The organism is Streptomyces sp. TE5632, from assembly GCF_054061295.1.
In genome coordinates this window covers 3,309,581-3,334,035 of the sequence record NZ_JBSSEA010000003.1, presented here as the reverse complement: position 1 = coordinate 3,334,035, position 24,455 = coordinate 3,309,581, and the positions used below count along the sequence as shown (strand labels likewise).

General features: G+C 70.8%; 23 protein-coding genes. 9 read left to right on the top strand and 14 right to left on the bottom strand.

All coding sequences use genetic code 11. The features are described from left to right. Positions 1-136: 136 nt before the first annotated feature. Positions 137-1,345 (top strand): nucleotide sugar dehydrogenase, encoded by a 1,209-nt coding sequence (locus ACVW19_RS20550; RefSeq protein WP_457460775.1) that lies wholly within the window; start codon positions 137-139, stop codon positions 1,343-1,345. Between the two features lie 411 nt (positions 1,346-1,756). Here ACVW19_RS20550 and ACVW19_RS20545 read toward each other — a convergent pair whose 3' ends face one another. The 4 genes from ACVW19_RS20545 to ACVW19_RS20530 all read right to left on the bottom strand — a co-directional run bounded on the left by ACVW19_RS20545 (position 1,757) and on the right by ACVW19_RS20530 (position 6,383). Continuing rightward, positions 1,757-2,881 (bottom strand): GuaB3 family IMP dehydrogenase-related protein, encoded by a 1,125-nt coding sequence (locus tag ACVW19_RS20545; protein ID WP_109377721.1) that lies wholly within the window; start codon positions 2,879-2,881, stop codon positions 1,757-1,759. Positions 2,882-3,008: 127 nt separating this feature from the next. Beyond that, positions 3,009-4,511: an IMP dehydrogenase gene (guaB, locus tag ACVW19_RS20540; RefSeq protein WP_457460774.1), complete on the bottom strand. Its 1,503-nt coding sequence runs from the start codon at positions 4,509-4,511 to the stop codon at positions 3,009-3,011. 175 nt (positions 4,512-4,686) lie between these two features. Next, positions 4,687-5,274 carry a sigma-70 family RNA polymerase sigma factor gene (locus tag ACVW19_RS20535; RefSeq protein WP_202275863.1) on the bottom strand — a complete coding sequence of 196 codons (588 nt, stop codon included), beginning with the start codon at positions 5,272-5,274 and terminating at the stop codon, positions 4,687-4,689. Positions 5,275-5,771: 497 nt separating this feature from the next. Next, complete coding sequence (locus tag ACVW19_RS20530; protein ID WP_003948568.1) at positions 5,772-6,383, bottom strand: response regulator transcription factor; 612 nt, start codon at positions 6,381-6,383, stop codon at positions 5,772-5,774. Between the two features lie 379 nt (positions 6,384-6,762). On the opposite strand from ACVW19_RS20530, the gene ACVW19_RS20525 reads away from it, so the two are divergent. Beyond that, positions 6,763-7,128 carry a WhiB family transcriptional regulator gene (locus ACVW19_RS20525; RefSeq protein ID WP_457460773.1) on the top strand — a complete coding sequence of 122 codons (366 nt, stop codon included), beginning with the start codon at positions 6,763-6,765 and terminating at the stop codon, positions 7,126-7,128. Positions 7,129-7,279: 151 nt separating this feature from the next. On the opposite strand, the gene ACVW19_RS20520 is transcribed toward ACVW19_RS20525, so the two are convergent. Beyond that, positions 7,280-8,176 carry a LysR family transcriptional regulator gene (locus ACVW19_RS20520; RefSeq protein WP_457460772.1) on the bottom strand — a complete coding sequence of 299 codons (897 nt, stop codon included), beginning with the start codon at positions 8,174-8,176 and terminating at the stop codon, positions 7,280-7,282. An 81-nt stretch (positions 8,177-8,257) separates the two neighbouring features. Here ACVW19_RS20520 and ACVW19_RS20515 point away from each other — a divergent pair, with 81 nt between their 5' ends. From ACVW19_RS20515 to ACVW19_RS20505, 3 genes are all read left to right on the top strand, one after another. After that, a complete protein-coding gene (locus tag ACVW19_RS20515) occupies positions 8,258-8,938 on the top strand; it encodes an MOSC domain-containing protein (protein WP_457460771.1) in 681 nt (226 codons plus the stop codon). Between the two features lie 237 nt (positions 8,939-9,175). Beyond that, positions 9,176-10,786 (top strand): multicopper oxidase family protein, encoded by a 1,611-nt coding sequence (locus tag ACVW19_RS20510; protein ID WP_457460770.1) that lies wholly within the window; start codon positions 9,176-9,178, stop codon positions 10,784-10,786. 78 nt (positions 10,787-10,864) lie between these two features. Next, the gene (locus ACVW19_RS20505) at positions 10,865-11,638 is read left to right on the top strand and encodes an SDR family NAD(P)-dependent oxidoreductase (RefSeq protein ID WP_457460769.1); all 774 of its coding nucleotides are present in this window, start codon (positions 10,865-10,867) and stop codon (positions 11,636-11,638) included. 47 nt (positions 11,639-11,685) lie between these two features. Here the strand turns inward: ACVW19_RS20505 and ACVW19_RS20500 are convergent, their stop codons facing one another. Then, positions 11,686-12,135: an ankyrin repeat domain-containing protein gene (locus ACVW19_RS20500; protein WP_457460768.1), complete on the bottom strand. Its 450-nt coding sequence runs from the start codon at positions 12,133-12,135 to the stop codon at positions 11,686-11,688. A 1,242-nt stretch (positions 12,136-13,377) separates the two neighbouring features. On the opposite strand from ACVW19_RS20500, the gene ACVW19_RS20495 reads away from it, so the two are divergent. The 3 genes from ACVW19_RS20495 to ACVW19_RS20485 all read left to right on the top strand — a co-directional run bounded on the left by ACVW19_RS20495 (position 13,378) and on the right by ACVW19_RS20485 (position 15,020). Next, complete coding sequence (locus ACVW19_RS20495) at positions 13,378-13,656, top strand: GlsB/YeaQ/YmgE family stress response membrane protein (protein WP_457460767.1); 279 nt, start codon at positions 13,378-13,380, stop codon at positions 13,654-13,656. Positions 13,657-13,964: 308 nt separating this feature from the next. Beyond that, entirely contained in the window at positions 13,965-14,672 is a 708-nt protein-coding gene (locus ACVW19_RS20490; protein WP_457460766.1) for a hypothetical protein, read from the top strand. 66 nt (positions 14,673-14,738) lie between these two features. Continuing rightward, complete coding sequence (locus tag ACVW19_RS20485; RefSeq protein ID WP_457460765.1) at positions 14,739-15,020, top strand: hypothetical protein; 282 nt, start codon at positions 14,739-14,741, stop codon at positions 15,018-15,020. Positions 15,021-15,095: 75 nt separating this feature from the next. Here the strand turns inward: ACVW19_RS20485 and groL are convergent, their stop codons facing one another. The 4 genes from groL to ACVW19_RS20465 all read right to left on the bottom strand — a co-directional run bounded on the left by groL (position 15,096) and on the right by ACVW19_RS20465 (position 19,082). Further along, on the bottom strand, positions 15,096-16,721 hold the full coding sequence (groL, locus tag ACVW19_RS20480) for a chaperonin GroEL (RefSeq protein ID WP_457460764.1): 1,626 nt from the start codon (positions 16,719-16,721) through the stop codon (positions 15,096-15,098). Between the two features lie 117 nt (positions 16,722-16,838). Next, positions 16,839-17,147, bottom strand: a complete 309-nt coding sequence (gene groES, locus ACVW19_RS20475) for a co-chaperone GroES (RefSeq protein WP_109377710.1) — start codon at positions 17,145-17,147, stop codon at positions 16,839-16,841. A gap of 280 nt (positions 17,148-17,427) precedes the next feature. Continuing rightward, positions 17,428-18,195, bottom strand: a complete 768-nt coding sequence (locus ACVW19_RS20470; RefSeq protein ID WP_457464696.1) for a polysaccharide deacetylase family protein — start codon at positions 18,193-18,195, stop codon at positions 17,428-17,430. Then, positions 18,195-19,082 carry a polysaccharide deacetylase family protein gene (locus ACVW19_RS20465; RefSeq protein ID WP_457460763.1) on the bottom strand — a complete coding sequence of 296 codons (888 nt, stop codon included), beginning with the start codon at positions 19,080-19,082 and terminating at the stop codon, positions 18,195-18,197. Before ACVW19_RS20465 ends, ACVW19_RS20470 begins: the two co-directional genes overlap by 1 nt. A gap of 157 nt (positions 19,083-19,239) precedes the next feature. On the opposite strand from ACVW19_RS20465, the gene ACVW19_RS20460 reads away from it, so the two are divergent. After that, on the top strand, positions 19,240-20,475 hold the full coding sequence (locus ACVW19_RS20460) for a class I SAM-dependent methyltransferase (protein WP_457460762.1): 1,236 nt from the start codon (positions 19,240-19,242) through the stop codon (positions 20,473-20,475). A 38-nt stretch (positions 20,476-20,513) separates the two neighbouring features. Here ACVW19_RS20460 and ACVW19_RS20455 read toward each other — a convergent pair whose 3' ends face one another. From ACVW19_RS20455 to ACVW19_RS20440, 4 genes are all read right to left on the bottom strand, one after another. Further along, complete coding sequence (locus tag ACVW19_RS20455) at positions 20,514-21,146, bottom strand: Uma2 family endonuclease (RefSeq protein ID WP_457460761.1); 633 nt, start codon at positions 21,144-21,146, stop codon at positions 20,514-20,516. 131 nt (positions 21,147-21,277) lie between these two features. Further along, entirely contained in the window at positions 21,278-22,369 is a 1,092-nt protein-coding gene (locus tag ACVW19_RS20450; RefSeq protein ID WP_457460760.1) for a LacI family DNA-binding transcriptional regulator, read from the bottom strand. A gap of 182 nt (positions 22,370-22,551) precedes the next feature. Continuing rightward, positions 22,552-22,743, bottom strand: coding sequence for a hypothetical protein (locus tag ACVW19_RS20445; protein ID WP_457460759.1), 192 nt, complete (start codon positions 22,741-22,743; stop codon positions 22,552-22,554). A 68-nt stretch (positions 22,744-22,811) separates the two neighbouring features. Further along, entirely contained in the window at positions 22,812-24,350 is a 1,539-nt protein-coding gene (locus tag ACVW19_RS20440) for a VCBS repeat-containing protein (RefSeq protein WP_457460758.1), read from the bottom strand. Between the last annotated feature and the right edge of the window lie 105 nt (positions 24,351-24,455).

Here is a 24,455-nt window from a genome sequence, read left to right as displayed (position 1 = left end):
CGACTCGACGAAACTCGACCGATCAATACAGCAAATCGGTCATATTTACTCCTAGTCTGACATTGCGCTCGCTCGTTCTGTCCACAGGGCTTGCGCGCCTGTCCCGCTTCGGTTACTGGGAAGGACGGCCCACGCCATGCCCGCAGATCTCGCCGTCATCGGACTCGGCCCGTACGGCCTGCCCCTGGCCCAGGCCGCCGTCACCGCCGGCATCCCCACCATCGGCTACCGGACCGGCCCGGAGGCCGCCTCCCTCAGCCCCGCCGAACTGCGCCGCATGGTCGCGCAGGGGTTCCGGGTGATGACCAGCCCGGCCGAACTCGGCCGGGTACGGACGGCGGTCATCTGCGCACCGGCCCCACCCGGCGCGGAAGGCGGGCTGGACCTCAGCCAGGTGGAGACGGCCGCCCGCACCCTGGCCGCGCGGCTGCGCCCGCACACCACGGTGATCCTCGAGTCGCCGGCCCCGCCCGGGACGACCGAGGGGCTCTTGTGCCCCCTGCTCGAATCCGGATCCGGGCTCCGCGCGGGCCGCGACTTCCACCTCGCCTACTCCCCCAGCCGCGTCGATCCCGGCAACCGCGACTTCACCCCCGCCAACACCCCGAAGGTCATCGGCGGGCTCACCCCGGCCTGCACCGAGTCGGCCGCCGCGTTCTACGGGAGGCTCACCGACAAGGTCGTACGCGCGCGTGGCCCACGGGAAGCGGAGACCGTGCAGTTGCTGGAGACCAACTTCCGGCACGTCAACACCGCCCTCGTCAACGAGATGGCCGTGCTCTGCCACGACCTGGGCGTCGACCTGTGGGACGTCATCCGCTGCGCGGAGACCAAACCCTTCGGCTTCCACGCCTTCCGCCCCGGCCCCGGCGTCGGCGGCCACGCCGTCGTCCAGGACCTGACCGCCCACACCGGCCGCACCCTGCGGATGGCAGAACTCGCCCAGCAGGTCAACGGACGGATGCCCCACTACGTCGTACAGCGCGCCGCCGCGCTCCTCAACGAACACGGCAAGTCCGCCCGCGGCGCACGCGTGCTGCTCCTCGGCGTCACCTACAAGGCCGACCTCGCCGACCAGCAGGGCAACCCCGCGCAGGAGATCGCGACGCGGCTGATGGAACTGGGCGCCTCCGTCAGTTACCACGACCCGCACGTCCCGTCCTGGAGCGTGCTCGACCGCCCCCTCCCGCGCGCCGACTCCCTGTACGAGGCCGCCGCCGACGCCGACCTGACGATCCTGCTCCAGCAGCACCGCACGTACGACCTGCAGGGCCTGTCGGTGAAGGCCCAGCTGCTGCTGGACACGCGCGGGGCCACCCCGACGGGGGCGGCGCACCGGTTGTGAGAGGGGGGCGCCCACGACGCCCCGCGCTCCAGGAGCTGATGGTGGGCGGCACTCCGCGCGGGTACCTTGGGATTCAGGTGGAGCCGACCGCAGCGGCTGACTGCGGCAGGCTCCAGATGGATCACGGAGTGTCCACCCCTAAGTCTCGTAGGGGTGGCTGCTCGCCATCCAAAAATCCGCAAGACCCACCTCCCCCGGCACTTCACCGTCCACAGACGGATCCGATCCCAGCGGGTGGGCCTGCGGTGGCGCCCCATGGGCACGCCCCCCTACCGCCCCACGCGCCCCCACCACCACTCCCCCACACGGACACGCGACGGGGCCCGGCCACCCCACATGCTGGCGTGGTGGCCGGGCCCCGTCGTCACTCTCAAAGGCGTCCGCCACGCTCAGGGCGAGCGCGGCATCACGTCATCGCCGGTGCTGCGAGTCCGCCACCGTCACCTCGACGCGCTGGAACTCCTTCAGCTCGCTGTACCCGGTGGTGGCCATGGCGCGACGCAGGGCACCGAAGAGGTTCATCGAGCCGTCGGACGTGTGGGACGGGCCGGTGAGGATCTCCTCGATGGTGCCGACGGTGCCCAGGTCGACCTTCTTGCCACGGGGCAGTTCCTCGTTGACGGCTTCCATGCCCCAGTGGTTGCCCTTGCCCGGACCGTCGGTGGCGCGCGCGAGCGGGGAGCCCATCATCACCGCGTCGGCACCGCAGGCGATCGCCTTGGGCAGGTCGCCCGACCAGCCGACGCCGCCGTCAGCGATCACGTGCACGTACCGGCCGCCGGACTCGTCCATGTAGTCACGGCGGGCGGCGGCCACGTCGGCGACCGCGGTGGCCATGGGGACCTGGATGCCCAGCACGTTGCGGGTGGTGTGTGCGGCACCGCCGCCGAAGCCCACCAGGACGCCGGCCGCGCCGGTGCGCATCAGGTGCAGGGCCGCGGTGTAGGTGGCGCAGCCACCGACGATCACCGGGACGTCGAGTTCGTAGATGAACTGCTTCAGGTTGAGCGGCTCGTGCGAGCTGGAGACGTGTTCCGCGGAGACCGTCGTCCCGCGGATCACGAAGATGTCCACGCCCGCGTCGACGACGGCCTTGGAGAACTGGGCGGTGCGCTGCGGGGAGAGCGCGGCCGCGGTGACGACGCCGGAGTCACGCACCTCCTTGATGCGCTGCCCGATCAGCTCCTCCTTGATGGGGGCGGCGTAGATCTCCTGGAAACGGCGCGTGGCCGACTCGGCGTCCAGTTCGGCGATCTCGTCGAGCAGCGGCTGCGGGTCCTCGTACCGCGTCCACAGCCCTTCGAGGTTCAGCACGCCGAGGCCGCCGAGCTCGCCGATGCGGATCGCCGTGGCCGGTGAGACGACCGAGTCCATGGGGGCTGCCAGGAAGGGCAGCTCGAAGCGGTAGGCGTCGATCTGCCAGGCGATCGAGACCTCCTTCGGGTCCCGCGTACGGCGGCTGGGGACGACGGCGATGTCGTCGAAGGCATACGCCCGGCGGCCCCGCTTGCCTCGCCCGATCTCGATCTCAGTCACGTCTGTGGCCTTTCCCTGATGCGTTGCAGCGCCTTCCAGTATCCCCGACGGCCGTGGCAGTCAGCGCGCCGGACATACGGCGAGGGCGGCCCCGGACACTCCGGGGCCGCCCTCGGGAGGCCGCTGCCTACTTACGGCTGTAGTTCGGTGCCTCGACCGTCATCTGGATGTCGTGCGGGTGGCTCTCCTTGAGGCCCGCGGAGGTGATCCGCACGAAGCGGCCCTTGGTCTCCATCTCCTCGATGGTGGCGGCGCCCACGTAGCCCATGGTCTGGCGCAGACCGCCGACGAGCTGGTGCAGCACGTTGGCCAGCGGGCCGCGGTAGGGCACCTGGCCCTCGATGCCCTCGGGGACGAGCTTGTCGTCGGAGGCGACATCGGACTGGAAGTAGCGGTCCTTCGAGTACGACCTGGCCTGGCCGCGCGACTGCATGGCGCCGAGCGAGCCCATGCCGCGGTACGACTTGAACTGCTTGCCGTTGATGAACTGCAGCTCGCCGGGTGACTCCTCGCAGCCGGCGAGGAGGCTGCCGAGCATCACCGTGTCGGCACCGGCGGCCAGCGCCTTGCCGATGTCGCCGGAGTACTGCAGACCGCCGTCACCGATCAGCGGCACGCCGGCCGGGCGGGCCGCGAGGGATGCCTCGTAGATGGCGGTGACCTGCGGGACGCCGATGCCGGCGACCACACGGGTGGTGCAGATCGATCCGGGGCCCACACCCACCTTGATTCCGTCGACACCGGCGTCGATCAGCGCCTGGGCGCCGTCACGCGTCGCGACGTTGCCGCCGATCACGTCGACGCCGACGCTCGACTTGATCTTCGACATCCAGCTGAGGGCGTTGCTGTTGTGGCCGTGGGAGGTGTCGACGACCAGGAAGTCCACGCCGGCCTCGGCGAGCGCCTGGGCACGCTCGAGCGCCTCGGGGCTCGCACCCACGGCGGCACCGACGATCAGGCGGCCCTCCGAGTCCTTCGCGGCATGGGGGTACTGCTCCGCCTTCACGAAGTCCTTGACCGTGATGAGGCCCTTGAGGACGCCCTCGTCGTCGACCAGGGGAAGCTTCTCGATCTTGTGACGGCGCAGCAGCTCCATGGCGTCCACGCGGGAGATGCCGACCTGACCCGTGACCAGCGGCATCGGCGTCATGACGTCGCGCACCTGCTGGGAGCGGTCGGTCTCGAAGGCCATGTCACGGTTGGTGACGATGCCGAGCAGCTTCTTGTTGCCGTCGGTGACCGGGACGCCGCTGATGCGGAACTTGGCGCACAGCGCGTCGGCCTCGGCAAGCGTGGCGTCGGGGTGGATGGTGATCGGGTCGGTGACCATGCCGGACTCGGAGCGCTTCACCAGGTCGACCTGGTTGGCCTGGTCCTCGATGGACAGGTTGCGGTGCAGGACGCCGACACCGCCCTGGCGGGCCATCGCGATCGCCATGCGGGACTCGGTCACCTTGTCCATGGCCGCCGAGAGCAGCGGGATGTTCACACGGACGTTGCGCGAGATACGGGACGAGGTGTCGACCGCGTTGGGGAGCACCTCGGATGCACCCGGCAGCAGCAGCACGTCGTCGTAGGTCAGCCCGAGTGTCGCGAATTTTCCGGGCACTCCGTCGACGTTCGCAGTCATGACACCTTCCCCAAATGGCCTTGATCGGTGCGGATGTCCATGCTAACGGGAAGTGGGGGTGTCTCATTCCATGGTTCCGCACGGTTCCGGTCTTCGTATGTTCGTACGGAATCGTCCGGGTGCCCGTTCACCACCCAAGGGCGCGCCGGGCGGCGGATGGTTTCCGCAGTGGCGGTCACTGCTCCGCCAAAGCTCGTAGCCGGCTCAGCGCACGGTGCTGGGCGACCCGGACGGCGCCGGGTGACATTCCCAACATCTGGCCGGTCTCCTCCGCGGTGAGGCCCACGGCGATGCGCAGCAGAAGCAGCTCGCGCTGGTTCTCGGGCAGGTTGGCCAGCAGTTTCTTGGCCCATGCGGCGTCGCTGTTGAGAAGAGCGCGCTCCTCCGGGCCGAGGGAATCGTCGGGACGCTCTGGCATCTCGTCGGAAGGTACGGCTGTCAGACCGGGATGACGCATCGCCGCGCGCTGCAGGTCGGCCACCTTGTGCGCGGCGATGGCGAAGACGAACGCCTCGAAGGGACGTCCGGTGTCCCTGTAGCGGGGCAGCGCGAGGAGCACCGCCACACAGACCTCCTGGGCGAGGTCCTCGACGAAGTGCCGGGCGTCACCCGGGAGCCGGGACAGGCGGGTGCGGCAGTACCGCAGCGCCAGGGGGTGAACATGGGCGAGCAGATCGTGCGTCGCCTGCTCGTCCCCGTCGACAGCGCGGTGGACGAGCGCACCGATCGCCCCTTGGGCAGTGCCCGCCTCGTCGTCGCGCATCGGTCCATGGTGCCCTGCGGGCTTCTGCTCCGCGGCACCACGTCCCTTGTTGTGCACCGAAGCGTTATGAGCAGGTGCGCCGGAACTCATCCCCTGCGCCCTCCCCTCCCGCTCGACCGACTCGTCCCCGAGGAACTTCACACCTCAAGGATGCGTCATCCGCGGCGAAACAGGGACAGGGCACCCGGCGGTCGGCTTCGGTGCCCTGGTGGACCGGGCTTTCCGCGCCTCTGCCGACGAGGCATGAGCGGACGGCCGTAGGGCCTGTCGTCCGGATCGGTCCGGGGCGGTCGAGCCGCGCGCCCGCCCCGCCGGGCCGCGGGTCGCACCCGGCGGGGCGGCGGCGGTCCGCACCGGTGGCGCCGCCCGTCACCGGTGCGGCCCCACGCGGGTGCGGTCCGGGTGGGGGCGGTCCGCGCGGGGCATTCGCGTGCCCGCGCCCGCGGGCACGCGCTCGATGTCGTGCACCGGAACCGGTCCGATCCGAAGGACAGGCCCTAGCGCACCAGGCCCCACCGGAATCCGAGCGCCACCGCGTGGGCCCGGTCCGACGCACCGAGCTTCTTGAAGAGCCGCCGGGCGTGCGTCTTGACGGTGTCCTCGGAGAGGAACAGCTCGCGGCCGATCTCGGCGTTGGAGCGGCCGTGGCTCATGCCTTCGAGGACCTGGATCTCACGCGCGGTGAGCGTGGGCGCGGCACCCATCTCCGCCGAGCGCAGCCGCCGGGGGGCGAGCCGCCAGGTCGGGTCGGCGAGTGCCTGGGTGACCGTCGCGCGCAGCTCCGCGCGGGAGGCGTCCTTGTGCAGATAACCGCGGGCGCCGGCGGCCACGGCGAGTGCCACACCGTCGAGGTCCTCGGCGACGGTGAGCATGATGATGCGCGCACCGGGGTCGGCGGACAGCAGCCGCCGCACGGTCTCGACGCCGCCCAGGCCGGGCATGCGTACGTCCATCAGAATCAGGTCCGAGCGGTCGGCACCCCAGCGGCGGAGGACTTCCTCGCCGTTGGCGGCCGTCGTCACGCGCTCGACGCCGGGCACGGTCGCGACCGCGCGGCGCAGCGCCTCTCGGGCAAGCGGGGAGTCGTCGCAGACGAGGACGGAAGTCATGGCCGCCCTCCGCAGCTGATGCGCGTCACCTTGTGCCTCCAGGCTGGTACGAAATCGTCACCTGTGCGGTCGACCGCTTCGGACACCTGCCCGAGCGCTTGTTCCTTCAACCGCCTCGCACTCTCAACGACGGTCACTCGAAAGAGTTACGGGGCCGTCCGCTGTCTTCGGCACTCTACGTGAGGGGACGAACACGGTGCAGACACGCGCGGGAGACCCTCGAACTTTCATCACAACCGATGCCTCGTTCGGACCCTTTTCTTCCCATTTGCTGGTGTCTGAGGCTAGATTCGCAATGGGTCATATTTTCATCTCCTTGGATCGTAGTTGTACGGTCTTGGATACGGATCCGCCCAGAATGGCTACAAGGGGTCACGAAATGGCAGATTTCTCCCGCCTTCCAGGACCGAACGCGGACCTGTGGGACTGGCAGCTCCTGGCCGCGTGCCGCGGGGTGGACAGTTCGCTCTTCTTCCACCCCGAGGGTGAGCGCGGGGCGGCACGAAGTGCTCGCGAGAACTCGGCCAAAGAGGTCTGCATGAGGTGCCCGGTACGCGCCGAGTGCGCCGCCCACGCACTGGCCGTACGCGAGCCGTACGGCGTGTGGGGCGGACTGACCGAGGACGAACGCGAAGAACTGATGGGCAGGGCGCGCCACCGGCTGGTGTCGTCCTCGACGTCACCACCGGAGCCGGTCCCGGCATCGGTCTCGACCACCGGCGAGCACGCCGCTTCGAACAACTGAAGGAACGTTTCTTCACCCTCGGGTGCGCACGTGTCTTCACCCTCGGGTACGCACGTGCCCTTGTTTTTTCGCAGGAGGCATCCCACCGCCCCCACCGACGGACGACCGGTAGACAGACGACCGGTGGACAGACGGCCCCGCCGGGCCCGGCCTACCGCCCGGCTGCCCGTGCCAGTTGGTCGAGCGTCGCGTCGACCGCGGGTACCTGGGCGAGGTCGGGAAGCGTCAGTGCGACGATCTCCCGCCGCACCGCGGGCTCCAGGGCCACAGTGCGCACCCCCCTGGGCCGTACGGACTCGAGGGCCAGCTGGGGCAGGACGGCCACCCCGAGTCCCGCACCGACCAGACCGGCCACCGCGGGGTAGTCGTCGGTCGCGAAGTCGATACGCGGGGTGAAGCCTGCCGTCTCGCACACCTCGACCAGCTGACCGCGGCAACGCGGGCAGCCCGCGATCCACGGTTCCTCGGCGAGTTCGCCTATGGCGAGGGACTTCGCATGCGCCAGCCGGTGCCGCTCGGGCACCAGCCCCACGAGCCGGTCCGTGAGCAGCGGACGCACGACCAGGTCGTCCCATTCCTCGGCACCCGCCGCCCCCTCGTACCGGAAGGCGAGGGCGATGTCGCAGTCGCCCTCACGCAGCATCTCGACGGACCGGGGCGGCTCGGCCTCCTCCAGGGAGACACGAGTGCCGGGGTGAGCGTCGCGCAGAGCGGCGAGGGCTGTCGGAACGAGCGTCGAACTGCCGCTGGGAAAGGACACGAGCCGCACCCGCCCCGCCCGCAGCCCGGCGATGGCGGCGACCTCCTCCTCTGCGGCGGTCAGCCCGGCGAGAACGCCGGCCGCATGGCGCACCAGCACTTCTCCGGCCTGCGTCATGCGCATCTCGCGCCCGGTGCGGACGAGCAGCGGCGTGCCCACGGACCCTTCCAGCGCCTTCATCTGCTGGCTGACGGCGGGCTGGGAGCAGCCCAGTTCCCGGGCCGCCGCGGAGAACGAACCGGTGGTGGCCACGGCGCGCAGCACACGGAGATGACGGGCTTCGATCACATCCTCAAGGATAAGCCGCCCTTTGACGTAATGCCGAATACCGCTTCGATACTTTGACCCATATCGCTTACCGTGCAGCTCATGAAACTTCTGTCTGTGAACCTGGGGCGCCCCAAGGCCGTGTCGTACACGGACCAGCCCGAGGGCGTGACCGGCATCGACAAGCAGCCGGTGGACGGGCCGGTACGGGTGGCGGCGCCGGGGCCGAAGGGGGTCGGCGCGAGCGGGCTGGCCGGGGACGCGGTGTGCGAGACGCGGCACCACGGAGGCGATGACCAGGCCGTGTACGCGATGGCCCGCGAGGACCTCGACGAGTGGGAGGGCGTGCTGGGCCGCACGCTGCCGAACGGCTCGTTCGGCGAGAACCTCACCACGGAGGGGATCGACCTGTCCGGCGCCCTGATCGGTGAGCGCTGGGGCATCGGACCCGAGGTGGTGCTGGAGGTCACCTCCGGCCGCATTCCCTGCCGCACCTTCCAGGGCCATCTGGGTGAGAAGGGCTGGGTGAAGCGGTTCACGCAGCGGGGCGCGCCGGGTGCCTATCTGCGGGTCGTCCAGCCCGGTGAGGTCCGGGCGGGTGACGCGATACGGATGGTGCACCGGCCGGACCACGAGGTGACGGTCGCGCTGCAGTTCCGGGCGGTGACGACGGAGCGGACGCTGCTGCCGCGGCTGCTGGCGGCGGCGGACGCGCTGCACCCGGAGACACTGGCCACAGCGCGGCAGTACGAGACGAAGTACGGGGCGGACCGGGCAGTCTGACGCAGGGCCACGGGGCGCCGCACCACTTCCCCTCTCTCCCCCTCTCTTCCCCCCTCTTCCCCCCTCTTCCCCTCTTCCCCTCTCCCCCTCTTCCCTCCTCACTTGTCCGCGCGGTTCTCCCGCACTTGTCCAGCCGGTTCCAGGGGGAAATCCCTGATGTCGAGCGAGGGTTGACTCAGGGCCGGTTCCGGGGAGGTCCCCGATGTCCGGCGGACCATGAACCGCGACGCTTGAAGCATGTCTCGCCATACGCCCAAGAGCGAGGTGCCGGACGGGAAAAGCCCGCCCGGCACCACCCGCCGCGCATTCCGCTGGAAGCGCCTTGTCATCGTGCTCGGCTCGCTGGTCACCGCGCTCGCCGTGACCGTCGGCGCCCTGTTCGCCTGGCTGTGGACCGGTGCCACGGTCAACACGGTGGGCAAGGCACCGTTCGACAACGCGCTGGCGATACCTCCGCAGGCCGAGTCGACCGTGGAGAAGGACGGCACCCGGGTCTTCGACCTGCGCATGCAGGCGGGCGAAACGGAGTTCCAGAAGGGGAAGAGGACCCCGACCTGGGGGTTCAACGGCTCCTACCTCGGCCCGACACTTCGGGCGAAGCGCGGCGAGAAGGTGCGCGTACGGGTCGGCAACGACCTGGACGAGGCGTCCTCCGTGCACTGGCACGGGATGCATCTGCCGGCCCGCATGGACGGCGGCCCGCACCAGATGATCGCCCCGGGTGCCACCTGGACCCCGCACTGGACGGTGGACCAGCCGGCGGCGACGCTCTGGTACCACCCGCATCCGCACGGCAAGACCGAGGAGCACGTCAGGCGTGGTCTCGCCGGCCTGTTCCTCCTCGACGACGAGAAGTCCGCTCGCCTTCCCCTGCCGAAGCGGTACGGCGTCGACGATCTGCCGGTCATCGTGCAGGACGTCCGCTTCGACGGCTCACGGCTGTCCGGCGACCGCGGGCTGATGCAGAACGTGGGCTTCCTGGGTGACCGGACCATGGTCAACGGCACCCTGCGCCCCTACCGGGATGTCCACGACGAACTGATACGGCTGCGGCTGGTCAACGCCTCCACCGCCCGCACCTACGCCTTCGGTTTCCCGGACGACCGTGACTTCTCTCTGATCGGGACGGACGGCGGGCTGCTGGCGCGGCCCGCGGTGATGGACCGGATACAGCTGTCACCGGGTGAGCGCACCGAGATCGTCGTACGGGTCGCGGCGGGTGAGCGGGTGATGCTCCGGAGTTTCCCCCAGGACAACTACGGCGGCTTCTGGCAGCGGCGGTTCGGCGGGGGCGACGACTCCTTCGACGTACTGGAGCTGCGGGCGGCCCGGCAGTTGCGGCCGTCCCCGCGGTTGCCGACCACGCTCACCGAGCCGGAGCTTCCCGACGGTGCCGAGGCGGTGCGCGGGCGGCACTTCGATCTGAAGCTGTCCGGGATCAACGGCCGGTCGATGGACATGGGCCGCATCGACGAGACCGTCACCCGCGGGACGACGGAGCTGTGGACGATACGCAACACCAACGGCATGCCGCACAACTTCCATGTGCACGATGTGCAGTTCCGCGTGGTGGAGGTGAACGGGTCGGCTCCGCCGCCGACGCTGCGCGGGCCGAAGGACACGGTGTTCGTCCCGCACGGCACGACGATGAAGCTGGCACTGCGCTTCACCGGGCCGGCCGATCCTGACGTCCCTTACATGTACCACTGCCATCTGCTGTACCACGAGGACGAGGGGATGATGGGCCAGTTCGTGGTGGTCGAGAAGGGCCGGTCCGCGGGGACCCCGCCGGATCACGCGGAGCACGGGGCCGGACAGGCCCCGGGGGGCGGGCACTCGGGTGACTGATCCGGCCGGGCTTCAGTGCACCGGTCGGGGCGGCGACGCCGGGCGGACGCCCGGACTCCGGGTAACTAGTCTTGCGCCATGACAACCGCTCTGATTACGGGATCGACGGCTGGGATCGGTGCCGCGTTCGCGCGGAAGCTGGCAGCCGACGGGCATGATCTGGTGTTGGTGGCCCGCGACATCGTCCGGCTCCGCGAGCAGGCGACCGAGCTCCACGACCGCCACGGCATCGAGGCGGAGGTGCTGAGGGCCGACCTCGCGGAGGACAAGGGCATCGAGGTGGTGACCGAGCGGCTGGGTGACCGCAGGTACCCCGTCGACCTGCTGATCAACAACGCGGGTTTCGGCAACAAGGGCCGGTACCTCGAGGTCTCGATGGCGGACGAGCTGAGGATGCTCAAGGTCCACTGCGAGGCGGTGCTGCGGCTGACGTCGGCGGCGGCGGAGGCGATGCGGGAGCGCGGACGCGGGGGCGTCGTGAACGTCGCCTCGACCGCCGCGTTCGTGCCCCGCGGGACCTACGGGGCGTCCAAGGCATGGGTGGTCCAGTTCACCCAGGGCGCGGCACAGGACTTGGCGGGCAGCGGCGTACGCCTGATGGCGCTGTGCCCCGGCTTCGTCCGCACCGAGTTCCATGAGCGGGCGGGGATGGGGACGGACAGCATCCCGAACTGGATGTGGCTCGACGCGGACAAGGTGGCGGAGACGGCCCTCGCAGACCTGGCCCGCGGCAAGTCGGTGTCGATCCCGGACCCGCGGTACAAGGCCCTGATGGGAGCGGCGAAGCTGGTCCCACGCGACCTCCTGGGCGGCCTCTCCTCCCGAACGGGCCGCAAGTACGGGCCGCGCTGACGGCACGGACGGGGCCTGTCACAAAGAGGACCTCGGCGGTTCAACGGTCAGGTCACGGGCTGCCGAACGGCTTCCTCGTAAGGTCTTGCTCCCGCTGCGACGAGCAGTCCGGCAGTCGCGGGGTGAGGGCCGTTGTTCGCCCAGTCCAAAGGAGACCAGCCTGCTCCCTGGTCTTCCCGGAGGTTCGGGTCGGCACCGTGCGCCAACAGCTCACGCACGGTCTCGGTGTGCCCCCAGCACGCGGCTGCACACAGCGGTGTGCCGTCCGAGCCGACTCCCCTGCTCTCGGTGTCGGGGGAGGCCCCGGCTTCCAGGAGCAAGCGTGCGACCTCGGCTTCCCCCTGCACGGACGCCAGATAGAGAGGGGTGGTTCCGTCGCTGTCTCCTCGCTCCGGGTCCGCTCCGGCCCGCAGGAGTGCCTTCACTCGGGCAGCGTCGGCTGCCAGAATCGCTTCGAGGAGATGACGGGAGAGCTTCTTTTGCCGGCGCCGCTTCATGGTCGGCGAGGCTACCGATCACGAACGCGGTGAAGTCAGCCATATCCACTGGTCGGCACCAGCCCCACGTCTGCACACCTCGGGGGCTTCGACGAGCGAGCGCCGGAGCCGTGCTCCGAGACCCGCCCCGCGGAGAACGGACCCTCCTCCATCAGAGGGGGCGACTGGAATTTTGGTCCTGTCGTCAGTCAGGGGAGGCCCGGCACGCTGCGGCGTGGGTCTCCCCGCTTCCGTCGCCGTCTCCTGGAGGTGCCCGGTGTCCGCTGCCCCGGAACCGGCTGCCCCCGCTCCCCGTGAGCGCTGGTTCCAGCCGCGGCGGTCGGGATTCCGGCGGGAGCAGGAAGGGCTGGACCACGTTCGCGGTCTGATGCCACGGACCGGTTCGCCCTCAACCTCTGTCGGGAGTCCTGGCCGCAGGCCGTGCCACGCGCACGGGAGCTGGCGAAGCCGGGTGAGGAACGCAAGAGGAATCCGTCGACCGGAACGGGGCGTCTGGTCGAGCACATCGTGCCGGCGTCTCCACAGACCTGAGAGGAGCTCGGGAACCTGATGACGGTTCCGGGTTTCCGGCTGGTCGTGGCGAGACAGCGGGATCGCCTCTTCGGCTACGTCCACGGTCATCCGCTCCCCGTCGACCACGGCTGGTCGCGCGACTTCGTCCACCCGCTCCCCGCCGTCCCGGTACGGGAATGGCCGGGCCGGACCTTCGCCGTCGTCAGCCTGGAGGTCCTCCCCGAACGGCGTGGCCGTGGCACGGGGGAGGCGCCCGGTGGAGGAGCTCCTGCACGACCGCGAGGAGCAGCGCGCGGTCCTCTCGGTGCGACCCACCGCCCTCGCCACGCAGAGCGTCTACCGGCACTGGAGGTGGAGGGAGGTCGGCGGGAAGGGTCCTCTGGCCGGCGTCACACCGCCCTACTGGGACGTCCACGTCCGCGAACTGGGCGTTCCGCACCGGTGGTCGAGCCGACCCCCTCCGGGGTGCGTTCCGGGGCGGTCGCCGGCGGGGCCCTCGGTCCGCCGATGCCTAGGTGGTCGGGACGTGGGAGAAGAGCTGATGCCGTGGGCGAAGTGAGCCGGTTCGACGATCACGAACACCACTTCGCGAACAAGGTCACCGGCAGCTGCTCGGAACCCGGCTCGGGGAGGGGCGGGCAGAGTTGCGGTCCGAAGAACAGGTTTGTTCGGGCGCGGACGGTACAGACGAGGAACTGACACGGTCTTCACGACAGGACGGAGACAACAATGGGCATCATCGCGTGGATCGTCATCGGCCTGCTCGCCGGCGCCATAGCCAAGTTCATCATGCCGGGCAAGGACCCCGGCGGCATCATCATCACCATGCTCATCGGCATCGCCGGCGGTCTGCTCGGCGGCTGGCTCGGCAAGGTGATCTTCGGCGTCGACTCCATCGACGGGTTCTTCGAGCTCTCCACCTGGATCGCCGCGATCGTCGGCTCCCTCATCCTGCTCGCTCTGTACCGCCTCATCACCGGCAGCCGGCACTCCCACCGCCACGCCTGACCCCCTGATGGCGCCTCTGGACGGCTCCCCCCTGGTTCGCAGGACGGGAGCCGTCGGGCGTGTACGGACCGGGCGCCGGAACGGCCGGTTCGGAGGGCGTGGAGAAGTGCCGCCATCACCGATGCGGGAAGAGCCGTGCCGCGCCCACAGGCCCACATGCCGAGCACGCTCCGGACCCGTGCACAACCGCTGTCGGCAACTCGCGTACAGAGCCACCTCCAGTGATGTGAGGACGGCAGCCTGGGTTCCCAAAGGGCTGCCAGAAACGGGGAGTTCGGGTCGGCAGGGGCCAGTGTCACGATGACGCCATGAGACCTTCCCGTGGATCGCTGAACCTCATGGTCTTCGGCCTGCTCCTCGTTCTCCTCTCCGTCGGTCTGTTCGCCGCCGTACCGGGCGCGCTGGCGAAGCAACATGAGTACGCCTCCGCACCCGCCTGCCCGGACGGCACCCGCTCCGACTCGTGCACAACGGCCGTCCCGGCGACCGTCACGAGGACGGACGACGAACCCCAGGGCAGGAGTGTCCGGCACTGGGTCCTCGTCACCGAGCAGGGCTCGGGCATGGTGCGGCGCATACGTATGGCCGGGAACAAGCCGGTGTTCGACGCGGTACGCGCCGGTGACTCGGTGACGCTGACCTACTGGAGGGACGCGGTCCGCACCGTGCGGTTCGGCACCGCTTCCCAGGAGACCCACGCGTCACCGTCCGAGGACTGGCGGCTGCCCACGGCCTTCGGTCTGCTGGCACTGCCCTTCGGACTCGGCCTGCTCCTGGCCGGCCTGTGGCTCCGTTTCCCCTCCGCCCGGCGCCCCGCCCCCTCATGGCCCGGCATGGGAATCGTGGCGGGCGCCTTCCTGAGCTGCGTCGGCTTCCCCGTGGCCATGCTCAGCGGCGGGCTGGGACAGACCCTGTTGTTCACAGCGCTCGGCTTTCCGCCGGTCGCGCTCCTGGCCGCCCTCTACGTCCGGAGGATGCGCCGCCGGACCACCGAGCCGGTGCCCACGGTGACTTAGTCGTCGCCGAGCCGTGCCCGAAGGAACACGCCAGCGGGTTCGGGGAAGAGAGCCGGGTCGTCGCTGGTGCAGGCGACCGGCCTCCTGTTGGTCCCCGACGAGATGGGGTCCCTCCAGCGGCTGCGCGACGACGTGACCCCGCAGTCGTGGCGGGCGGCGGTTTCGGACGCCGGGACGGGTCTGCCCCTGCCCGAGGTGGACCCGCAGGCCGTGCGCGGGCTGAAGTTCGCCGAGGCGCTGCCCGCACGGCTCGCGGAGGCCACCCTCGCCGCACGGCTGGGGGACACCGACGGGGCGCGGGCGGCACTGGCGGAGCCGGTCCGGTTCCTGCTGCGGCAGGACGGCTGACCGCACGGGGAAGGCCCCCGCTCCGGACCGGATTTGCGTCCGGGGCGGAACGGGGGCCTTCTACGAGCGGGATGCTCAGTGGGCGTGGCCGTGGCCGTGACCACCGGCGGCCGGCTCCTCCTCTTCCTTCTTCTCGACGACCAGGGTCTCGGTCGTGAGCAGCAGGGAGGCGATGGAGGCGGCGTTCTCCAGGGCGGAGCGGGTGACCTTGACCGGGTCGATGACGCCGGCCTTGATCAGGTCGCCGTACTCGTCGGTGGCGGCGTTGTAACCGCTGCCCTTCTCCAGCTCGGCGACCTTGGAGACGATGACGTAGCCCTCGAGGCCGGCGTTCTCGGCGATCCAGCGCAGCGGCTCGACGGCGGCGCGGCGGACGACCGCGACACCGGTGGCCTCGTCGCCGGTCTTGTCGAGGTTGCCCTCGAGGACCTTGACGGCGTGGACGAGCGCGGAACCACCACCGGAGACGATGCCCTCCTCGACCGCGGCGCGGGTCGCGGAGATGGCGTCCTCCAGACGGTGCTTCTTCTCCTTCAGCTCCACCTCGGTGGCGGCGCCGACCTTGATGACGCACACGCCGCCGGCCAGCTTCGCGAGGCGCTCCTGGAGCTTCTCGCGGTCCCAGTCGGAGTCGGTGGTCTCGATCTCGGCCTTGATCTGGCCGACGCGACCGGTCACGTCCTCCTTCTTGCCGGCACCGTCGACGATCGTGGTGTCGTCCTTGGTGACGGTGACGCGGCGGGCGGAGCCCAGCACGTCCAGGCCGACCTGGTCGAGCTTGAGGCCGACCTCCTCGGAGACGACCGTGGCGCCGGTGAGGACGGCCATGTCCTGCAGCATCGCCTTGCGGCGGTCGCCGAAGCCGGGGGCCTTGACCGCGACGGCGTTGAACGTGCCGCGGATCTTGTTGACGACCAGGGTCGACAGGGCCTCGCCCTCGACGTCCTCGGCGATGATCAGCAGCGGCTTGGAGGCGTTGGCCTGGATGACCTTCTCCAGCAGCGGCAGCAGCTCGGCGATGGAGCCGACCTTGCCCTGCGTGATGAGGATGTACGGGTCGTCCAGGACGGCTTCCATGCGCTCCTGGTCCGTCACGAAGTACGGCGACAGGTAGCCCTTGTCGAAGGCCATGCCCTCGGTGAAGTCCAGCTCCAGACCGAAGGTGTTGGACTCCTCGACGGTGATGACACCGTCCTTGCCGACCTTGTCCATCGCCTCGGCGATGAGCTCGCCGACCTGCTGGTCCTGGGCGGACAGCCCGGCGACGGCGGCGATGTCGGCCTTGTCGTCGATCGGGCGGGCCGAGGCGAGCAGGTCCTCGGAGACCGCGGCGACGGCGGCGTCGATGCCCTTCTTCAGGGCGGCCGGGGAGGCGCCGGCGGCGACGTTGCGCAGGCCCTCGCGGACCAGGGCCTGGGCCAGCACGGTCGCGGTGGTCGTACCGTCACCCGCGATGTCGTTGGTCTTGGTCGCCACCTCCTTGACCAGCTGGGCACCGAGGTTCTCGTACGGGTCCTCGACCTCGACCTCGCGGGCGATCGTGACACCGTCGTTGGTGATGGTGGGGGCGCCGAACTTCTTGTCGATGACGACGTTGCGGCCCTTGGGGCCGATCGTCACCTTCACCGTGTCGGCAAGCTTGTTGACGCCGCGCTCAAGGGCGCGACGGGCGTCCTCGTCGAACTTCAGGATCTTCGCCATGGCAGCGGGAGCCCTCTCGGAAATCAGGGGTGAAAAAACACTGCGCCCCGGGCCCCCGGCTCAGTAAGCGTGTCGGGACCAGGGGCGCAGTTCGGAGCAAATGTGCTACGAGGTGACTTACTTCTCGATGATCGCGAGAACGTCGCGGGCCGAGAGAACGAGGTACTCCTCGTTGTTGTACTTCACCTCGGTGCCGCCGTACTTGCTGTAGAGCACGACGTCGCCGACCTTCACGTCGAGTTCGACGCGCTTGCCGTCCTCGATGCGGCCCGGACCGATGGCCAGGACAACGCCCTCCTGGGGCTTCTCCTTGGCGGTGTCCGGAATGACCAGGCCCGAAGCCGTGGTCTGCTCGGCGTCGAGCGGCTGGACCACGATGCGGTCCTCGAGCGGCTTGATGGCAACCTTGGAGCTGGCGGTCGTCACGATCCGACCTCCCCCTTCGGAGATCTCACGGGGTTAACTGTCTGAGGTGGCGACCAGGTCGATCCGTCGTCGCGGGTGCCGGACCTGCCCGTCGCGTGTGTTGGCACTCTCCAGGGGGGAGTGCCAGACCCGAGACTATGACCGCGATTAGCACTCGGTCAAGCGGAGTGCCAATTTCCTGCGGCGCGTCGGCGCTGAAACGCGTTGTTCGTACGGGTGTGCGCAGCCGTCCGGTGCCCCGACGGCCACCCCTGGGGGCGCCCCCGGACGGGCAGGGTGCTCACCGGTGCCGGACGTAGTCCTCCAGCCTCCCGACCCTCAACCCCTGCTCCTCCAGCTCGCGCAGCAGACGTGCCGTCCGTTCCGCCAGGGTCAGGGGCGGGGTCTCGCCGGCGGGGACGGAGATGATGTCGCCGGGGCCCAGGCGGCGGGCGCCTCGGGTGTACGTGAGGGTGCCGTCGCCCTCCAGCGTCACCCGCCAGAGCACGACCGCCGCGATGCCGCAGTCGGCGGCGGCGCGGAGGGTCGTGGCGTCGTACGTGCCGTAGGGCGGGCGGAAGAGGTGGGGGCGGATGCCGAAGCGGGACCGGAGCTTGCGCTGCTGGCCGCAGATCTCGGCGCGCTGACCGGCGTAGGGCAGGCCGCGCAGGGCGGGGTGGTCGAGGGTGTGGTTCTGCAGGCTCGCACCGACCGAACGCAGGCGGGCGAAGTGGCCGTAGCCCGGCCCCACCACACTGTCCGTGAGGAACATGCTGACGGGAAGGCGGCGTTGCCGTACGAGGTCGATGAAACGGGGGTCGCGTTCGGCGCCGTCGTCGTAGGTCAGGAAGACGACCGCGTCCCGGGTCGGGACCCGGTCCACGACGGGCGGGACGCGGTCGGGTGACTGGCCCGCTCCGTCCCCCGCGCCCCCGGTGCCCCCACCCCCTCGGCCGGCGGGGCCCGCGACCGGCCGCCCGGCCGACGGGCCGCAACCCACCAGCACCGCCAACGCCGCCAGCACCGCCAGCACTGCCGGGAGGACCGCCACGGCCGCCCCCCGCCGGATCACAGGTAGTCCTCCAGGCGCCCCACCGCGTACCCCTCGGCCGTGACCTTGTCCAGGAAGCGGCGGATCATGTCGGGCATGGTGCCCTTCCACTCGTTCCGGCCCCGGAAGTGGGTGAGGACGATGTCGCCGGGGCGCAGTTTCCCGTCCCCCTCGCGGTAGTCCCAGCGGTCGACGAAGACCTCCTCGTTCCACAGCGGGACGTACTCGACGCCGCAGGACTTGGCCGCGCGCAGGGTGTTCTTGTCATAGGTGCCGAACGGCGGGCGGAACAGGACGGGGCGGTGGCCGTACCGCTCCTCGAGGACGTCCTGCATGCCGCAGATCTCGCGCTTCTGGCGGGCGTAGGACAGGCCGCGCAGGGGCGGGTGGCTCAGGGTGTGGTTGTTCAGGCCGACGCCCCGGTCCTGCATCTCCTCGAAGTAGCCGTAGTCCTCCCTGATGACGTAGTCACTGAGGAAGGCGGTGTACGGGATCTTCAGCTCGCTCATCATGCGCAGGAACGCCGGGTCCTTCTCGGCGCCGTCGTCGATGGTGAGGAAGACGACCTTCTCGTCCGTGGGGACGGTGGTGAAGACCGGGGGGAGGTCCAGTCGCCGGTGGCCGTCGACCTCGAAACCCTCACGGGTGGTGATCCTCGGCTTCTTCCCGGGCGCCGGCGGAGCGGCCCGGGGCACCTCCTCGAGCCCCCAGCGTTTCGCGGCGGCCGCGCGCGCGGCGTACGCGGCACGCGGTTCGGCGGCGTGGGGGCCGTGCTCACGGGCCGGGGGCGCGGCGAGGGGCCGCCGACCGCCCTCGGCCGGGTCCGGGGCGGTGGAGTCCTTTCCGCAGCCCGCGGCCAGGGGGGCGAGGGCTGCGAGGGTGAGTACGGCAACACCTGCCCGCACACACCACCGTGACTGACTTTTATCGTTTTGTCCTACTACTCGCATGGAGCCGGATCCTCGCAGTCCACCGCCCCGGAGCCGGCCCGACACCGCGGCCGGCCGCACACCGTCCACCGACTGGCCCACAGCCGGCCCGCACCTGACCCACAATGGGCCGGTGAACGACCGCACCCCCCTCTCCGCCTCGCCCCTCGCCCCGCTCCTCACCCCCGAGGGCCGCGCCCTGCTCGAGGAGGTGCGCGACACCGATCCGGCGCGAGAACTCGCCGTCGCGACCCGGCTGCGCCGCGAGCATCCGGCGGAACTGGTCTCGGCGGCGCTCGGCCAGGCGCGCCTGCGGCAGCGGGCGGTGGCGAAGTTCGGGGCCCAGGACGCCGCGCGCATGTTCTTCACGCCGAACGGGGTCGAGCAGTCGACCCGGGCGAGCGTGGCGGCGTACCGGGCGCGGCGGCTGAAGGAGTCGGGCGTGACCTCGGTGGCCGACCTGTGCTGCGGGATCGGCGGGGACGCGATCGCGCTGGCCCGCGCCGGGATCCGGGTGCTGGCGGTGGACCGGGACCCGCTCACCGCGGCGGCGGCCCGCGCGAACGCGGACGAGCTGGGCCTGGCCGGGCTGATCGAGGTGCGGGAGGCCGACGTCACGGAGGTGGACCCGGCCGGTTACGACGCCGTCTTCGTCGATCCGGCCCGGCGTGGCGGCCGCGGTCGCGTCTTCGATCCCGAGGCCTACTCACCCCCGCTGTCCTGGGCGATCGAGGCGGCCCGCAGGGCACCCCGCGCCGCCGCGCTGAAGATCGCACCGGGCATCCCGCACGAGGCCGTCCCCGCCGACGCGGAGGCCGAGTGGATCTCGGACGGCGGGGAGGTGAAGGAGGCGGTGCTGTGGTTCGGCGACGGGCGGACCGCTGCCGCCGGGGCGGAGGACGCGACCCCGGCCACCCCAGCGATCCGGGCGACCCTGCTGCCCGGCCCGCACACGCTCCTCTCCCGCGGACTGCCGGACCCCGAAGTGCGCCCGCCCGGCCGGTACCTGTACGAGCCCGACGGCGCCGTCATCCGCGCCCATCTCGTCGCCGAGGTCGCCGAACAGCTCGACGGCGGGCTCATCGACCCGACCATCGCCTACGTCACCGCCGACGAGCACCGCCCCACCCCGTACGCCACCGCCTACGCGATCACCGACCGGCTCCCCTTCAATGTCAAGAAGCTGAAGGCACTGCTGCGTGAGCGCCGCATCGGCACACTGACCGTCAAGAAGCGCGGATCGGCGGTGGAACCGGAGGAACTCCGCCGCAAGGCCCTGCCCAAACCCCACGGCCCCGAGTCCGTCACGGTCTTCCTCACCCGCGTCGCGGGCGCCCCGACGATGCTGCTGGGGCACCCGGTGCGGTGAGGCCCGCGGGCGGCCCGGTGAGGCCCCGCGGGGTCGGCTCAGGACCCGACGATCGCCTTGCCGACGGCGAAGCCCTTGGCCGGCCCCTCCGGGATCACCGCGTCGGTGCCGTAGGGGACACGGTGCTCGTCGGCGTACTTGGCCTTCTTGGGATCGGGGGACGTCAGGACGAGCACGGCTCCCTCGTCGTCGAAGTCGTCGACGATCACGTGCACCGGAATCCCGGCGCGGGCGTACTCCCGGCGCTTGCGGACGCGGTCGCGCTGGAGGTTCCGGTGGCCGGGCGAGGTGACCTCGACGACCATCCCGACCCCGGCGGCGTCCACACCGAGACCGTCCTCGTCGGGGATCTCGTCGAGATCGAGGGGGGCCACGAACAGGTCGGGCACCCAGGCCTTCTGACGGTGGATGACGTTGACGTCCTGGAGGGCCGCGTAACCGCTCTCCCCCAGGTGGGCGTCCAGCACGCGGCGGAGACGGTTGACGAGCACGCCATGACGACGACGACCGGTGGGCGACACCTCGATGGACCCTTCGATGATCTCGGCCCGGTAGCCCTCGGGGAGATCCATGGCCTTCCACGCCTGCCACAGGACCTCGTCCAGGTCGGAACCCGGCTCGGAAACAGGCTTGTACGCCACTGGGGCCACCTCTTCTGCGAGAGCGGTCATCGAGAAGCACCTCCTCCTTCAAGTGTGGGCGCGGGCGCCACTGCGGCACAAGCGACACCGCGACGCTACGGCCACGAAGAGCCTCCACCCGCCGTCACCGCCACCGTTCAGCCGATCGGGTGATCAAGTGATCACGGCCCCGCGAGCCTCCCGCCCGCCGCGGCACCGGCGCGCCCGGCCGGCGGCGCTCCCGTGCTGCTGCGCACCACCAGGCTCGTGGCCAGTTCCACCCGGGTCGCGGCCGCCGCGCCCTCGCCCTTGCCCAGGTCGAGGACCAGCCTGGCCGCCGCCTCGGCCATCTCGGTCAGCGGCTGCCGTACGGTCGTCAGCGGCGGCCCCACCCAACGGGCCACCGGCAGATCGTCGAACCCGACCACGCTCAGATCCTCGGGAATCCGCAGGCCCAGCTCACGCGCGGCCTCGTAGAGACCGAGCGCCTGGAGGTCGTTGCCGGCGAAGACCGCCGTGGGCCGGTCCTCGCGGCGCAGCAGGGCGAGGCCCTGGCGGTAACCGGTCTCGTGGTGGAAGTCGCCGGGCATGATCAGCCCGGGGTCCACCGGAAGCCCGCCGGTCTCCAGCGCCGCCCGGTAGCCGTCGAGGCGGGCACGGCTGCACATCATCCGCGAGGGGCCGCTGATCGCCCCGATCCTGGTGTGCCCCAGCTCGACCAGATGCCGGGTGGCGGCGAGACCGCCCTGCCAGTTGGTCGCGCCGATGGAGGGCACGTCGGTGCCCGGGTCGCCGGCCGGGTCCATCACCACGAACGGGATGGACCGGCTGGTCAGCAGCGCCCGCCCGGACTCGTCGAGGCCGGACAGGACGAGGATCACCCCGTGCGGACGGCGCGCGGCGACCTGGTCGGCCCAGGTGCGCCCCGGCGTGAGCCGCCCCGCGCTCTCGGAGAGCACGACGCTCAGTCCGGCGTCCCTGGCCACGTTCTCCACGCCCCGGATGACCTCCATCGCCCAGGCGCTCTCCAGCTCGTGGAAGACCAGGTCGATCAGCGGCGAGCGGGTGGCCTCGGCGCGTCGGCGCCGGTAGCCGTGGGCGCGCAGCAGTTCCTCGACCCGGCTGCGGGTGGCGGGGGCGACATCGGCACGCCCGTTCAGCACCTTCGAAACAGTCGGCGCGGAGACACCGGCCTCGCGGGCGATCTCGGCGAGGGTCGCAGTCTGCGCGCTGCGCCCTCGCGTCCGGTTTTCAGCGGGCTGCGAGGAAGTCATGGCGGCGATCGTATCCCCGCATGCCTTCCTGACGACCCCCTTACCTCTCCCCCGAGCCTAAAACATTCGCGACAACAACCGAAAGGTTCGATATCGGGACTGCAACCATCCACCGCCACCGTCCACGCCCACGTCCGCCTCCACCTCCGCCTCCGCCCGGCGACCTGGGCGAGGTCCTCGGTCTACTGGACCCGCGCGTACGTCCCGGCGGATGTCTTCGCCGGGGTGGCGGACGCCGTGCGCACCGCGTCCCGGACGTCCCCGTCCGCACCGGCGCCGGGCGGCACGGTGGCACCGGTCACCAGCAACACGGTGAGCGCGCCGACGACGGTCGCGGTGCGGCGCGTACGGCGCCGCGGCCGTGTCTCGATCACGTTCCCGTCCTCGGCTCTCCCGGGTGCGCCGGTTCCGGTCGGCACCGGCCTCTCACCTCGTCGCGCGGTCACCGGACCACCGCCCCGAAGGCGCGTCCGCCGGCGGGTACGCCGTCCTGGCCGGGGCGCACGGTGGCCACCGTGTCCGGCCCGCCGGAGAGCAGGCTCGTCCACAGGACGCCGTAGACGCCCCGCTCACCCTCCGGCCCGTACGGCACGCCCACGTGGAGCCGTCCCCGGTCGGCCCACAGGCTGGTGCCCAGGTACTCCTGCGCTCCCGGCTGCCCGGGCAGTCCGAGCTGGCCCTTCTCCAGCCAGACGTCCCCGTTGCCCGGTTCGCCGACCATCGGGAAGATCTGTACGCCGCCCGCGTCCCGGGCCCCGGCGGCCTCGATGTCCTCGCCGGGGATGCCCACGGCCAGCAGGACGGTCTGGGCCGTGCCGACCGAGCCGGGCGCGGTGTTCACGGCGGTGAGGTGCTGTCCGAAGTGGTCGCCGTCCTCACCGACGCCGGCGATGCCGGCATGGGACTGGTTGATGTCGGCCATCTGGGTCACGTCGCCGGAGGCGGTGACCCGCAGCGTGATGACCCGCCCGGCGTCCTCGCCGGTCGTGAGGTCCTCGCCGGGGATGCCCACGGCGAACAGCGTCTCGTTGGCGGACGAGGCCCCCGAGGGGCGGTACGGGACGGCGGCGAGCGTCGCGGCCAACTGGTCGCCGGTCTCGGCCACGCCGTTGATCCCGGGGGCGTCCTGATGGATGCCGGCCACCGGGGTGGGGATACCGCCGGAGTTGAGCGTGTGCTTGAGGATCTGCACGCCGCCGGAGAAGGTGAGGTCCCCGATGGCCTCGCCCGGGTTCCCGACCGCTATGTGGTTCGGCGAGGCGGCCACCGCGTAGCCGAACCGGTCGTTCTCCTCCGCGTCCCCGGACACACCGGCGGTGTTCTGGGTGAACCCGGCGTTCGTGCTGCCGCGCAGGTAGTGGGCCATACCGCTGTCCACGACGGTGCCGACGTCCTCGCCCGGCACGCCGATCACCAGGTACGGCTCTCCGGAGGAGGTCGCTCCGGCGGCCACGGCGTGGCCGAACCAGTCGCCGGCCTCCGCGGCGGTGCTTCCGATGTTGCCCCCGCCACTGCCCTGGAGGTATTCGAGCACCGCGGGCCCGGTGACCAGACCGCCGGGCGCCCCGTACAGGATCTGGACGAGACCGGCGTCGGCCTTGTCCTCGATGTCCTCGTAGGGGATTCCGACGACCAGATCGGTGCAGCCGTCCTTGTTGTGGTCGAAGGTCGCCATGGAGTGGCCGTAGCGGTCCCCCTTCTCGGCCACGCCCGGTATCCCCGGCGTGTCCTGGGAGATCGAGGCCGCGCCCTTGCCGCCGCCGTAGACGATGTGGACCACTCCGGCCTCGGCCAGGCCGGAGACGGCGGCCTCCGGGTCCGCGATCGCGGTGTCCCGTATCCCGTCGCCGTTGAAGTCCGTCTCCTGGCCAGCGGTGCATCCGGCCGCGGCCGCCGACGTTGCGGTGAAAGGTGACACGCCGCCCGGCAGCGACACCGCAGCCACCAGAGCCAGTCCGATCATGCCCGTGCGTGCGCGCACACCAGTCCCCCACCCCTCGTGAAGATCATTTGAAGCACATGAAACCGCGGTGATCTTTTCGGGGGTGTATGTAACAGTCAAGTACCTGACAAAGGATGGCCGAAA